The sequence below is a fragment of the uncultured Shewanella sp. genome (genome assembly GCF_947491715.1).
In the GTDB taxonomy this organism is placed as follows: Bacteria; Pseudomonadota; Gammaproteobacteria; order Enterobacterales; family Shewanellaceae; genus Shewanella.
Genome location: NZ_CANLKR010000043.1, coordinates 26,117 through 39,172 on the forward strand (window position 1 = coordinate 26,117; position 13,056 = coordinate 39,172).

At 40.3% G+C, this 13,056-nt stretch carries 11 protein-coding genes and 1 pseudogene; 4 read left to right on the top strand and 8 right to left on the bottom strand.

The window, feature by feature from the left end:
• Nucleotides 1-111: 111 nt before the first annotated feature.
• The 4 genes from frr to rpsB form a co-directional block, all read right to left on the bottom strand.
• Nucleotides 112-669: a ribosome recycling factor gene (frr, locus tag Q0779_RS20450; protein ID WP_298775525.1), complete on the bottom strand. Its 558-nt coding sequence runs from the start codon at nt 667-669 to the stop codon at nt 112-114.
• 30 nt (nt 670-699) lie between these two features.
• Nucleotides 700-1,428, bottom strand: a complete 729-nt coding sequence (gene pyrH, locus Q0779_RS20455; protein WP_298775526.1) for a UMP kinase — start codon at nt 1,426-1,428, stop codon at nt 700-702.
• Nucleotides 1,429-1,511: 83 nt separating this feature from the next.
• Nucleotides 1,512-2,360: a translation elongation factor Ts gene (gene tsf / locus Q0779_RS20460; protein WP_298775527.1), complete on the bottom strand. Its 849-nt coding sequence runs from the start codon at nt 2,358-2,360 to the stop codon at nt 1,512-1,514.
• 161 nt (nt 2,361-2,521) lie between these two features.
• A complete protein-coding gene (gene rpsB, locus Q0779_RS20465) occupies nt 2,522-3,250 on the bottom strand; it encodes a 30S ribosomal protein S2 (protein ID WP_298775529.1) in 729 nt (242 codons plus the stop codon).
• A 276-nt stretch (nt 3,251-3,526) separates the two neighbouring features.
• On the opposite strand from rpsB, the gene map reads away from it, so the two are divergent.
• Complete coding sequence (gene map, locus Q0779_RS20470; RefSeq protein WP_298775530.1) at nt 3,527-4,324, top strand: type I methionyl aminopeptidase; 798 nt, start codon at nt 3,527-3,529, stop codon at nt 4,322-4,324.
• 148 nt (nt 4,325-4,472) lie between these two features.
• Nucleotides 4,473-7,037: a bifunctional uridylyltransferase/uridylyl-removing protein GlnD gene (gene glnD, locus Q0779_RS20475; protein WP_298775532.1), complete on the top strand. Its 2,565-nt coding sequence runs from the start codon at nt 4,473-4,475 to the stop codon at nt 7,035-7,037.
• Nucleotides 7,038-7,112: 75 nt separating this feature from the next.
• On the opposite strand, the gene purU is transcribed toward glnD, so the two are convergent.
• From purU to Q0779_RS20495, 4 genes and pseudogenes are all read right to left on the bottom strand, one after another.
• The gene (gene purU / locus Q0779_RS20480; protein WP_298775533.1) at nt 7,113-7,946 is read right to left on the bottom strand and encodes a formyltetrahydrofolate deformylase; all 834 of its coding nucleotides are present in this window, start codon (nt 7,944-7,946) and stop codon (nt 7,113-7,115) included.
• Between the two features lie 228 nt (nt 7,947-8,174).
• Nucleotides 8,175-8,621, bottom strand: a complete 447-nt coding sequence (locus Q0779_RS20485; RefSeq protein ID WP_298775534.1) for a flavodoxin — start codon at nt 8,619-8,621, stop codon at nt 8,175-8,177.
• A gap of 313 nt (nt 8,622-8,934) precedes the next feature.
• On the bottom strand, nt 8,935-9,768 hold the full coding sequence (truC, locus tag Q0779_RS20490; RefSeq protein WP_298775538.1) for a tRNA pseudouridine(65) synthase TruC: 834 nt from the start codon (nt 9,766-9,768) through the stop codon (nt 8,935-8,937).
• A gap of 15 nt (nt 9,769-9,783) precedes the next feature.
• Nucleotides 9,784-10,074: pseudogene (locus Q0779_RS20495) on the bottom strand (YqcC family protein); the annotation flags it as partial.
• Between the two features lie 148 nt (nt 10,075-10,222).
• Between Q0779_RS20495 and Q0779_RS20500 the strand changes: the two are divergent.
• Nucleotides 10,223-11,236, top strand: a complete 1,014-nt coding sequence (locus Q0779_RS20500; protein ID WP_298775535.1) for a DUF3549 family protein — start codon at nt 10,223-10,225, stop codon at nt 11,234-11,236.
• Nucleotides 11,230-11,589: a DUF3301 domain-containing protein gene (locus Q0779_RS20505; RefSeq protein WP_298775541.1), complete on the top strand. Its 360-nt coding sequence runs from the start codon at nt 11,230-11,232 to the stop codon at nt 11,587-11,589. Before Q0779_RS20500 ends, Q0779_RS20505 begins: the two co-directional genes overlap by 7 nt.
• Nucleotides 11,590-13,056 lie beyond the last annotated feature (1,467 nt).

Here is a 13,056-nt window from a genome sequence, read left to right on the forward strand (position 1 = left end):
AACAAACGCCGCGTAGTATAACCTCACACGGCGCCTGAACTCTAGAGGCTGTTGAGCTTTGATGATGATTTCTCCACAAAAAACAACAATCCCTAATACTGGGTAAGAGTATTAAAACTCCATTAATTCCTTCTCTTTCGCCGCTAGCACTTCATCAATCAGCTTGATATGTGTATCGGTGAATTTTTGGATTTCATCTTCAGAGCGGCGAACATCATCTTCAGTACATTCTTTCTCTTTTTCTAATGCTTTCACATCAGAATTCGCATCACGGCGCACATTGCGCACAGCAATACGACCGTTTTCTGCTTCAGCACGCACGACCTTAATGAGATCTTTACGGCGTTCTTCAGTCAAGGCTGGTAAAGGAATACGGATAATCGCACCAGCCGACATAGGGTTTAAACCTAGATCTGATGTCATAATCGCTTTTTCTACAGCCGCGATCATCGTGCTATCAAAGACGGATACCGCCAATGTACGTGAATCATCGATAGATATATTAGCAACCTGCTTAAGCGGAGTTAATGAACCATAATAAGGTACTTTAATCGTATCGAGTAAACTTGGGTGCGCACGGCCTGTACGTACTTTGGCCATTTGCGTTTTAGTCGCTTCTACGCATTTATCCATGCGTGTTTTAGCATCATTTTTGATTTCGTTTATCACGTGTCTGTCCTTTTAAGTTACTTAACTCAATTAAACTGCTTTAATCAGCGTACCCAATGACTCGCCCATGACGACACGGCGAAGTGCACCAGGCTCATTCATATTAAAGACAAGTAGAGGCATGTCATGGTCTCTAGCAAGGGTAAATGCCGCTAGATCCATCACTTTCAATTCTTTATCGAGTACTTCATTATACCCCATAACATCATACTTAACCGCATCAGGATTTTTCACTGGGTCATCAGAATAAACACCATCAACCTTAGTGCCTTTTAATACCACTTCCGCTTCGATTTCAATTCCACGTAAACAAGCCGCTGAATCGGTTGTGCAAAATGGGTTACCTGTTCCTGCAGCAAAAATCACCACTCGGCCTGATTTCAATAGGCTAATCGCTTCCGCCCAATTATAATCATCGCAAACACCTTTTAATGGAATAGCCGACATTAAACGAGCATTAACATAAGCACGATGAAGTGCATCACGCATGGCTAGACCATTCATTACCGTTGCCAGCATTCCCATATGATCGCCAACGACGCGATTCATGCCTGCTTGTGCGAGGCCTTCACCTCGGAATAAATTCCCCCCACCGATAACGACTCCGACTTGAATACCGAGTTCAACCAATTCTTTGACTTCCTGAGCCATGCGATCTAAAACCTTAGGATCAATGCCAAAGCCTTCTTCACCCATAAGGGCTTCACCACTAAGTTTGAGAAGGATACGTCGAAATGCAGGTTTTGGATTGGTACTCATATTTTTTGTCCTGATGATGGCGATAGTTATAACAAAACCGCAGCGATTGCTGCGGTTTTAAAGGGGACTGCAAACTGAGGAGATTAAGCCTGAGTTGCAGCGATTTGTGCTGCAACTTCTGCAGCAAAATCTTCTTCTTTCTTCTCGATACCTTCACCCACTTCTAAACGGATGAAGTTAGAAACAGTTGCGCCTTTCTCTTTCAAAATAGCGCCAACAGTTTTCTTTGGCTCCATGATGAACGCTTGACCAGTAAGTGAAACCTCACCCGTAAACTTCTTCATGCGACCAATAACCATTTTCTCAGCAATTTCTGCAGGCTTGCCTTCATTCATCGCAATTTCGATTTGCAATGATTTTTCTTTTTCAACAACATTCGCAGGCACATCTTCTGGGTTAACAAACTCAGGCTTAGAAGCTGCAACGTGCATAGCGACATGCTTCAATGTTTCTTCGTCTGCTTCACCAGTAACCACAACACCGATACGATCGCCATGGCGGTATGAAGAAACGTTTGTGCCATCGATATAAACAACACGACGAACATTGATGTTTTCACCAATTTTAGCCACTAATGCAACACGCGTTTCTTCAAACTGCGCTTGCAAGTCTGCAATGGTAATTTTACCCGCAGCGGCAACGTCCAAGACTTCGTTCGCAAAAGCTAAGAAGTTTGCATCTTTTGCTACGAAATCAGTTTGACAGTTCACTTCTAAAAGTGCTGTGAAACCTTCACCTTGCTTGATAAGGATCGTTCCTTCAGCAGCAATGTTACCCGCTTTTTTAGCCGCTTTAGCAGCACCACTTTTACGCATATTATCAATAGCTAATTCAATATCGCCATTGGTTTCAGTTAATGCTTTTTTACAATCCATCATGCCAGCGCCAGTACGGTCGCGCAATTCTTTAACTTGGGCAGCAGTAATTGCCATTGTTAAATCCTCTATAGGTAATTCGTCAAATTCAATAGATAGATACCCAAGACACTTGAAAGTGCATGTTTGCAAGTAACTTGGATATAAAACAGGGGCCTAAGGCCCCTGCTAACCAATTGCTTGGTCAATAAGGGCAATGCATAACGCATCGAACCTTATTATTCAGCTTCTACAAAACCGTCTTGTTCTGCTTGTACTGCTAAGTCTTGACCACGGCCAGCTTTCGCTGCTGCTGCCACAGTTTCAGTGTACAAACGGATAGAACGCATTGCATCATCATTACCAGGAATGATGTAGTTAATGCCGTCTGGAGAAGAGTTAGTATCAACAACAGCAACAACTGGAATACCTAAGTTGTTGGCTTCTTTAATCGCAATATGCTCATGATCGGCACCGATAACGAAGATAACGTCAGGTAGGCCAGACATGTTTTTAATACCGCCTAATGATTTTTCTAGCTTATCTAATTCACGAGTACGCATTAGCGCCTCTTTTTTAGTTAGCTTGTCGAAAGTACCATCAACTGATTGGCTTTCTAAATCTTTTAGGCGTTTGATAGATTGACGAACGGTTTTCCAGTTAGTCAACATACCACCTAACCAGCGATGATCAACATAGAACTGATCACAAGAAATCGCTGCTTCTTTGATTGCTTCACTTGCAGCACGCTTAGTACCCACAAATAAAACTTTACCTTTTTTAGAAGCCACGTTGCTGATAAACGCTAATGCTTCATTGAACATAGGCACAGTGTGCTCTAAGTTAATGATATGAACACCGTTACGAGCACCAAAAATGAAAGGCTTCATTTTTGGATTCCAGTAACGAGTTTGGTGACCGAAGTGAACACCGGCTTGAAGCATATCGCGCATTGAAACTGTAGTCATTTTTTATACCTTAAAAATTTAGGGGTTAGACCTCCACATATCCCGTCACCCCGACCCTTTACAGGCACCCCGGAGCACGTGTCGATATGTGTGTGATTTAGTATTTACACATAGCCATGTATAATGGCCGCCATCTTAGCTCTGTAAGACCCATAACAATGGACATCACAGAGTCAAACATAACGGCGCGCTTTATACCATAATTTAATCTTGAATACAAATTTCAAAGTGGATTTTGCGGGCTCATTTTAGACAGTAAGGTAAAGAGACATCGGCATGAGTATTGTGATTAAAACGAGTGAACAAATAGAAAAAATGCGAGCAGCGGGGAAATTAGCGGCTCAAGTACTAGAAATGATTGCGCCTTTCGTTAAAGCTGGGATCACAACCAATGAACTGAATGATATTTGCGCTAAATATACCGAAGAACATAACGCAATATCGGCGCCGTTAAACTACCATGGTTTCCCTAAGTCCATTTGCACGTCAATCAATGATGTCATTTGTCATGGTATTCCCAGCGATGTGGCCCTTAAAAACGGCGACATCGTTAATATCGATATTACCGTCATTCTTGATGGCTTTCATGGTGACACCTCTAAAATGTTTTTAATAGGCGATGTTACGCCAAAAGATAAACGTTTATGTCGTATCGCCCAAGAAAGTTTATATGCCGCTATTCGTAAAGTGCGTCCAGGCATGAAATTAGGTGAAATCGGCACCAACGTTGAAAAATTTATCAAAGCCAGTAAAACAGGCTTAGAAAAATACACTATTGTCAAAGATTATTGTGGTCATGGCATCGGCGAAGGATTTCACGAAGAGCCTCAAGTCGTTCATTATAAAAATAATGATAAAACCGTTTTACGTCCAGGCATGTGCTTTACCATCGAGCCAATGATAAACGCAGGTCGTCATACTAGCGTCCTCGACAATGAAGATAAATGGACGGTGACCACATCAGATGGCAAAAACTCCGCCCAATGGGAACATACCCTGCTGATCACTCCAAAAGGCGTTGAAGTATTAACTTTGCGCGAAGAAGAAGATTTCCCAAGGATCATTAATCATTAATCCTTTAAGTGCCTCCCTCAAAAAGGGAGGCACTTAATATGAAGCCTTTATCATTAACAAAGACATATTCCCCCTCCACTTCACATTGAACACATTAAGGTAGATAATAAGCAACATCTTCCTCGCCACCTTATCGAGAACATGTGCCATGGAATCTGCGCTTTGTGCAAAAAATGCTTTTCTCGCTCAAAATGAAGCCTTTAAATCCGTATTCAGTTATGAAAGTGATGTTTATGCACTCGTAACACAGCGATGTCAACTGGTGGATAAAACCCTCAAAAGCGAATGGTTAGCCATGGGGCTGGATGCATTACCTGTTGCATTAATTGCGGTTGGAGGCTACGGCCGTGGAGAATTACACCCTCAATCCGATGTGGATTTACTGTTTCTAGTTGATCATCAACTAGATGAAGCTGGTGAGGAGAAAATTGTTGAGTTTATTACATTTTTGTGGGATGCAGGCCTAGAAGTTGGTCACAGTGTCCGCACTATCACAGAAACATTTGAGCAAGGTAAAAATGACATTACCATTGCCACCAATTTATTAGAAGCCAGACTCTTATGTGGCCCAAAAACATTATTTACTCAACTCTACACACGTATACGAACCGATGATTTCTGGCCAAGTAGCCAATTTTATCTCGCTAAACGCGAAGAGCAAAATATTCGGCACGCCAAGGCGAATGCCTTTGATTTAGAACCTAATATCAAATCTTGCCCAGGCGGATTAAGAGACATTCAAACCATTACTTGGGTCGCGATGCGCTATTTTAATGCTGCAAAGCTTGAAGAATTAGTGTCCTACCATTTTCTTGAACCCATAGAATTAGAAGAGCTGTTACAATGTCAGGGGTTTTTGTGGCAATTACGGTTTGCTTTACACCTTATTTCTGGGCGAGATGAAAACCGATTATTATTTGACCTGCAACCACAGGTTGCTGAATTGATGGGTTATGTTGATGGAACACAATTAGCCGTTGAACTGATGATGAAGCAATATTATCAAACCATCAGGCGGGTATTAGAGCTGAATCAGATGTTATTACAGCTGTTTAAACAAGCGACGCTGTCTCACACCAGTATATTGAAAGTCACCCCCATTAATGATGACTTTCAACGCCGTGGAAAACTCATTGAAAGCTTATCCTCTCGATTGTTTACTCAACCCGAACAAATCATGACACTCTTCTTACATGTGGCTCAAAATGCCAACATAGAAGGTATTTTTGCCCCAACGCTGCGCAGTTTAAGGCAAGCACGGGATGCGCTTACCATCCCATTAATGTCCATTCCTGAATGCCGAAAAGTCTTCATGGAAATTTTACGACATTCTCAAGGAATTTCAGCTCTATCTTTAATGCATAAACACGGCATTATGTCCGCTTATTTGCCCGCTTGGCGAAAAATTGAAGGACAAATGCAATTTGATTTATTTCATGCCTATACCGTTGACGAACACACTCATAGACTCTTATTAAATATCGACCGTTTTTCACAACCTGAGCAAAAAATGGAATTTCCTCTCGGCTCTGTCATTATTAATCAGCTACCTAAAAAAGGCTTACTCGTTCTTGCCGCTATTTTTCATGATATTGCTAAAGGGCGAGGCGGCGATCATAGCCAATTAGGCAGTAAAGATGCCATTGATTTTTGTCAATTACACGATATGAATAGCCATGATGGCCGTATGGTCAGCTGGCTAGTTGAAAATCATCTTCTGATGTCTATTACAGCCCAACGCCGAGATATATCCGATCCAGACGTTATCGCCGTTTTTGCTGATAAAGTGCGCACTGCCACACATTTAAGCTATTTGTATTGTTTAACCGTTGCTGACATGTGCGCAACCAATGATAAATTATGGAACAATTGGAAAGGTGCATTACTCAGAGATTTGTATTTTTTAACTCAACGTGTATTAGCAAGAGGAAAAGAAAAGCCAGTTGATATTCGTGCGCGAGTTCGTGAACATCAAGCCAAAGCCAAAAAAGAATTATTACGTAAAGGATTTCAAGAAGAAGCAATCGATAAGCTATGGCACCGCTTTAAAGCGGACTACTTTATTAAACATCAGCCCAATCAACTTAGCTGGCATGCTGAAGCCATACTCAAACATAAAAAAGATGAACCCTTAGTCATGCTATCTAAACATTCGACTCGAGGTGGAACAGAATTATTTATTTATAGCAGTGACAAAGCAAAATTATTTGTGTCAATCATGGCCATACTGGATAATAAAAAAGTCTGCGTGAATGATGCAACGATATTGATCACTAAGGATAGATTTGTTGTCGATACTTTCGTCGTCATTGAGCAAGACGGCAGCCCAATCACCCACCTGCCACGTATACAGTCAATAAAAAAAGCACTCATTAAAGCATTAAACAATCAATCACCTAAATTACCTAAATTTAGAAAGTTGCCTCGAAGAATGAAGCACTTTAAAGTTGCAACTCAGGTGAGCTTCCCACCGAGTCCCAGAAATGACACCAGCATGATGGAACTCATTACACTGGATTCACCAGGCCTGTTAGCAAAGCTTGGAGACGTGCTTTATCGTTGCAAAATCAATGTACGTGCGGCAAAGATCAGCACCATAGGTGAAAGAGCTGAAGATTTCTTTTTGTTACAAACAATTGAAGGTGGAAAACTCAGCGATGAGCAAAAAGCAGAGTTAAAATCATCATTAATCAGAATGTTAACGCCAAAATAAGAGACTTTTGACAGCACTCAATAACAAAAAGGGAAATGTCACCCTTTCCCTTTTTGTTTGGCATCGACTTACACCTTAAAAGACAACGGTTTTATTACCATAAACAACAACTTCTTCATTAAGAACTAATTGCAGAGCCTTGCTCAATACACTTTTCTCAACATCACGACCACAACGTGCCATTTCCTCCGCACTATAACTATGATCCACGTGAATAACATCTTGCTTAATAATCGGGCCTTCATCTAAGCAGTTATTGACGAAATGGGCCGTCGCGCCAATAATCTTAACGCCTCGCTCCCATGCTTGTTTATAAGGCGATGCACCGATAAAGGCAGGCAAAAAGGAATGATGAATATTAATGATTTTATTAGAATATTGTTCAACAAAATCTGGCGTTAATATTCGCATGAACTTAGCCAAAACCACATAGTCAGGTTGATACCCATTAATCACCTCCATCATAGCATGTTCATGTTCTGACCGAGTTTTTCCATCATGACTCACATAATGAAAAGGAATATCAAATTTATCAGCCAACGGCTTTAAGATATCATAATTGCCCACAATAGCCGCAATCTCTACATTCAACCCACCGTAATAGGCTTTCATGAGTAAATCACCGAGACAATGGGCTTCTTTCGTGACCATAATAACGACACGCTTCACGCCTGTATCCGCTAATTTAGTATGATGATTCTTGGGTAACACGTTATCGAGATCGGCTAATAACGTTTCAGTATCGAATACACCTTCCAACTCAGTACGCATAAAAAACCGCCCTTGATGGTTATCAACAAACTCGCTATTTTTCACAATATTGAGTTTGTGCTGATAACACACCCCAGTCACTCCAGCTAATATGCCTTGAGCATCATCACAATCGGTGATCAATATCTTACGTTCCATAACTCCCCTTCGATACTACGGTATTGAGTGTTCATCACTCACACAAGCATTGAAAACTGCATTGTGCGTGATCATATTATTTAAAAGACGCCAGTCTACCTTAGCGAAGCGGGATCTTAAAACAGGAATACGACTAAATAATTTAAATTTAATGCCGTTTGAGAACAAAATAACAAAAACAGCCTCAACCTGACACAGATCACATAGTGATGAAGTGCACGAGTTTACTTATAAAAGTGTCTGCCAAGACTCAATCCATTTTAATGCTTCAACCTCTGGCTCCATTGTCTCTCCAGCATCAATTTTCAACATTTCTCCTAACCGCTTAGCGCCCAATTCTGTTAATAACGCATCAAATTGCAAACCTGCCCCACAAAAAGTCTCATAACTGGAATCACCCAATGCAATCACACTGTATTCCAAATCGGGCAAATAAGGCGCTGTATTTTTTAGTTCAGAAAACCAAGGATAAATATCATCGGGAACATCACCTTGACCAGTGGTTGCGCAGACGATTAACAAAACTTCGTTTTGAGGTGGAATAAAACCTTCCAAGTCATCCACTTGATACAAACCAACTTCATTTCCAGCATCAAGCAAGGCTGTTTTAATGGTTTCAGCAACATACTGAGCACTACCATAGACAGTGCCATAAACTAAATTAATCTTTTTCATGTATACTTAATCCTATGAGTGATGAATGATCATTGGCTTTGTCAATGAATATCCCACATAACGTATTAATACTGTACCGCAATAAATGATCCACGGGTAGCGTATTGATAATGCAATCGCTGAGGTCTATTATGCGACATGTTTATCGATTTAAACACAGAAAGCAAAAACAAAAAGCCGCTCAAATCAGACGAATAAAATACTTTTTAGCAGAAAATCCTCCTGAATCACAACTCCTTCCTCCCCATTTTCACCGCCTTAAAAAGCGCAATTAAATGGAAAGAATAATATGATTTTGATACAGAAGATCCAATTATATTAAGTAGCCTTCATCTGGACTTAATACAGCTTCACTCCAGCCTAATCCATGAAATAGAGGCAACCATTCAGGATCTAATTCTGTTTCAATCACCAATCGTTCTCCGGTCCTTGGATGATTAAAGCACAGTTTCTTAGCGATTAACCAAAGACGGTTGACATTAAAATGCTCCCTAAAGAATTTATTTTGCTTACCATCACCGTGGGTCGTATCACCAATAATAGGGTGGCGTAAATGCGCCATATGACGCCTTAATTGATGCTTTCTGCCTGTTAATGGCATGAGATAGACCAATGCATATCGACTCGTAGGGTAACGACCTGAAGCAAAGGGGATCTCGGCATTCAGCAAAGGTTGATAATCTGTCACTGCATCCTGCGCCAATTTATTCGAATTGGCATGCTTATCGCCAAGGGCATCAAGCTCTTTCTTTAAAGGGTAATCGAGTCTACCTGCTCCCTTCAAATTGCCTCTTACTACGGCCAGGTAATGTTTCTCAATACTGTGACACTCAAACTGCTCACATAATGCTCGAGCCATTTCACTGCTTTTGGCAAATAATAAAACCCCCGATGTGGGCCTATCTAAACGATGAATAGGATAAACATGACAGCCAATTTGATCTCTCAATAACTGCATGGCAAAAAAGCGCTCTTTTCTCGCTAAATAGGTACGATGGACCAACAACCCAGCAGGTTTATGGATGACAACAATATCATCATCTTCATATAAAATGCCTAATTTGGGCGGTGTTTCCTCAGCAAAAAGTCCATCGTGTTCCTTAGAGAGTTTATCACTACTCGCCTGAGGATCTGTTTTCTCACCCATAAACAAAGCATCAAAATATTGAAATTCTCTCACTAATTCATTAAGAGTCGGATCAGAACCCCAAACGTGTTCAGCCATAGGGGCTAGCCCCATTTCAGTGGGTAAAGGCAAGTTTTTTTCTATTATCAATCTCATTTGAGGTAAAAATACAAATTGCAGCCACTGCTCAAAACGCATGGTATCGACCGCAAATGGGGCTTGGCTCAACATCGCTTGAGCGGAAGGCTCCTCAGCAGGTAGACATTTTTTTAAAAACAGTAGCCCTTCGAGATGAACTAACTTTTTTTGGACAAGGGTATGCAACATAACAAACTTCTTAAATTAAATAGACTCAATATTTTTCAAATAAGATCATATCATCAATCCCCAAGTGAAATGAAGCTACTCATTTCACTTGGGTATAACCTAACTTATCCCTATAATACCCACTCAAATTCTTCAATGTGGCAGTAACATGGATAAAATAACAACACTTAGCCAATTTCTTTCATTAGGCGGCAGCCAATTTCATGTTTATGAAATGGGTCGACGAGTACAGCATATTGATGCTAACACATTTGAGAAAATTGAAGCACTTAACCTTCCTTACCCCAGCCCTTTACAAGGGCATGCTCAATTTGCATTAGTTTTTTGGGATGAAACACAGGCTCACTTCATTTGGTTTTTAAAACTGCCACTGGATGAGCAAGGTTTACTCTCTCCAGCACCTCGAACCCAATTTATTAAAATGATCATTGAAGCATTGGGGAACTCACCAACACAAACACTCACTGAAGCACAACAAGAAAAGCTGGCTAACCACCCTTTTAGCTTCAAACCTAGCCCAGAAAAACTAGCAATATTCAATGCATTAGTTAGACAACAATTACATCAGCCTCCATCAAAACAATATCAAAACGCCTATGATTACTTAGCTGAAAAAAAACAGCATAGTCAATGGGAAAATGTTGGGTTACAAGGTATTGCTGATATTTGTGTCAGGAATAAAAACAAAGCACACCTTCAGCTCCTTCAACACGGACTATCTCAATCGCCGAGTGAAGTTCAAGTGGCAATATGCCAATGCTTGGAACACTTAACCTTTGACGCTTCTTTAGCGAATTTATTACTAAATCAAATCATCAATAAAGAAAACGATCATAATATTTATCGATTTAGAGCACTTGCTTCTTACCCCGATCTGGCCAAAGAAGCCATCATGCACTGGCACCAAAAAAATCAATTAACGCCTGAATTGCTCATTACTATCGCGGCACGAAACTGGACTACATTGCAAGATCCTCAATTACAAATACTCTATTTAGACGCTTTAGCCGAACATGAACAAGCTTTGTTTAATCAATTATTCATTGAATTAGTAGCAATACCTACCTTACGTCCTCTGCTACTTGCTCAATTACGTAATCCAAAGCGCAGTATACAACTGACCCAAGCCATAGGTGGATTATTTAAGGCAACAAAATTATGATAGATATTTTCATTATTCTCGCACTCGTCGTTATTATTGTTTTCTTTTGGCAACTCAGGAAAATGGCAGAAGTCAGTCGTATTTATGTTAACAAAGAGTGCCAAAAACAGCATGTCCAACTATTGGCGATTGCACAAGATTCTGCTCGTCCGAGTCTAGGGGGCAATACTGGGTTTACTTGGAAAGCAACATATCTATTTGAATTCAGTACCAATGGTATCGATAAACACCAAGGTCACATTGTCATGTTAGGGACTAGAATACAAAAAATAGACTGGCCTGTTTTTCCAGAACCGGAATGGCAAGAAGCACCAGATGCTAAAGGACAGTTCGGACGATGCCCCAATCGCTAACACATATGTACAAAAATTAAATGGCAAGAAGCCGTTGCTCCAAAGAACCAAAAGGACAGGTAGGACAGGTAGGACAGGTAGGACAGGTAGGACAGGTAGGACAGGTAGGACAAATTAGGACAATGTCCAACAATCCATTTCAATTTTTAAAATAGATTTTTTAAAATCAATTTTAAAAAAGAAAAGGCACGACCTAAGTCGTGCCTTTCTATTATTGATTAAGCTATCCCGCTATTTTCGTGCTCCCTGCACCATCCATGCGATCAATATGCTCCGTGCTTCATCCATGCGCATCCATGTCATCCCTGTACCTAAAGGCACACCATCCTTGACACCGCACTTATCCTTAGCTTGGCTTACTTAATCCTTTAGCGTGTCCACAATCATCCTTGAGGATCCGATTGGCCATAATCCTTTTAATATTGCCATCCTAAGCAACCTGCAATAATCCTTTGCAGCAATGGCGCTTTCCTTTTATGATAAATGACTTAATTTTTAAAGTCTCATCCTTGATCACACACGTTAATCGTATCCTATTCCTAACTTAACATTAGGAATTAGCTCATTCCTTCAGCTATTTCGCCGTCATCCTTGAAAATTATTCAATACTTTCCTTGTAGCTTGCCTTCCAGGCAACCACTTTCGTCCATTTTTTGCATCAATTCCTTTGCTTTCTGCCCTCATCCTGAAAGCTTCATCCATAATCCATGAAAGTGTAATAGCTAACGTCCTGAGCTACATACACCCAATTGACCTCCCTGTACCTTCTAAAGTGTAATCTAAAAAAACAAAATACACACAACTTAAACATTATAATAACAAATATATTTTATAGAAAAAAAAAGCATAAATATTTATCTTATTGTTTTTTATTAAAAACAAAAAATAATGAACACAATCCTTTATAGTTTTTTTTAGATATTTATTTCTCTTTGTGCGAAATAGCTTACAAGACTTAAGGATTATAGCTCATAGTGTTATCAAAATGTAAGCAACAGTTTAACTTCGGTACCAGTCCAACTAAAGCGAAAATTATTTCACTTTTTACAAGCCCTATCCTCAGTCTCATCATCGCTTTAGCGTCCCTTCCTAGCTATTTTCTATTCCTATCCCTATCCTTTGACGCACTATCATCCCTGACTCATCTGCAAAGTACTTCCTGTACTCTTTATAAGCATTCAACTTCCAATATTGAGCCACTAGCCATCCTTGCCCATTATTTCCCTATGCCATTGTCCACCCTTTGACGCACTATCATCCCTGACAGCCTGACTCATCTGCAAAGTACTTCCTGTACTCTTTATAAGCATTCAACTTCCAATATTGAGCCACTAGCTGAACCACTAGCCATCCTTGCCCGTTATTTCCCTATGCCATTGTCCATCCTTTCACGCACTATCATCCCTGACAGCCTGACTCATCTGCAAAGTACTTCCTGTACTCTTTATAAGCATTCAACTTCCAATA

Coding starts and splice junctions, on each gene's coding strand:
- pyrH (WP_298775526.1), bottom strand. CDS start 1,428: ATGAGTACCAATCCAAAACCTGCATTTCGACGTATCCTTCTCAAACTT.
- tsf (WP_298775527.1), bottom strand. CDS start 2,360: ATGGCAATTACTGCTGCCCAAGTTAAAGAATTGCGCGACCGTACTGGC.
- rpsB (WP_298775529.1), bottom strand. CDS start 3,250: ATGACTACAGTTTCAATGCGCGATATGCTTCAAGCCGGTGTTCACTTC.
- map (WP_298775530.1), top strand. CDS start 3,527: ATGAGTATTGTGATTAAAACGAGTGAACAAATAGAAAAAATGCGAGCA.
- glnD (WP_298775532.1), top strand. CDS start 4,473: ATGGAATCTGCGCTTTGTGCAAAAAATGCTTTTCTCGCTCAAAATGAA.
- purU (WP_298775533.1), bottom strand. CDS start 7,946: ATGGAACGTAAGATATTGATCACCGATTGTGATGATGCTCAAGGCATA.
- Q0779_RS20485 (WP_298775534.1), bottom strand. CDS start 8,621: ATGAAAAAGATTAATTTAGTTTATGGCACTGTCTATGGTAGTGCTCAG.
- truC (WP_298775538.1), bottom strand. CDS start 9,768: ATGGGTGAGAAAACAGATCCTCAGGCGAGTAGTGATAAACTCTCTAAG.
- Q0779_RS20500 (WP_298775535.1), top strand. CDS start 10,223: ATGGATAAAATAACAACACTTAGCCAATTTCTTTCATTAGGCGGCAGC.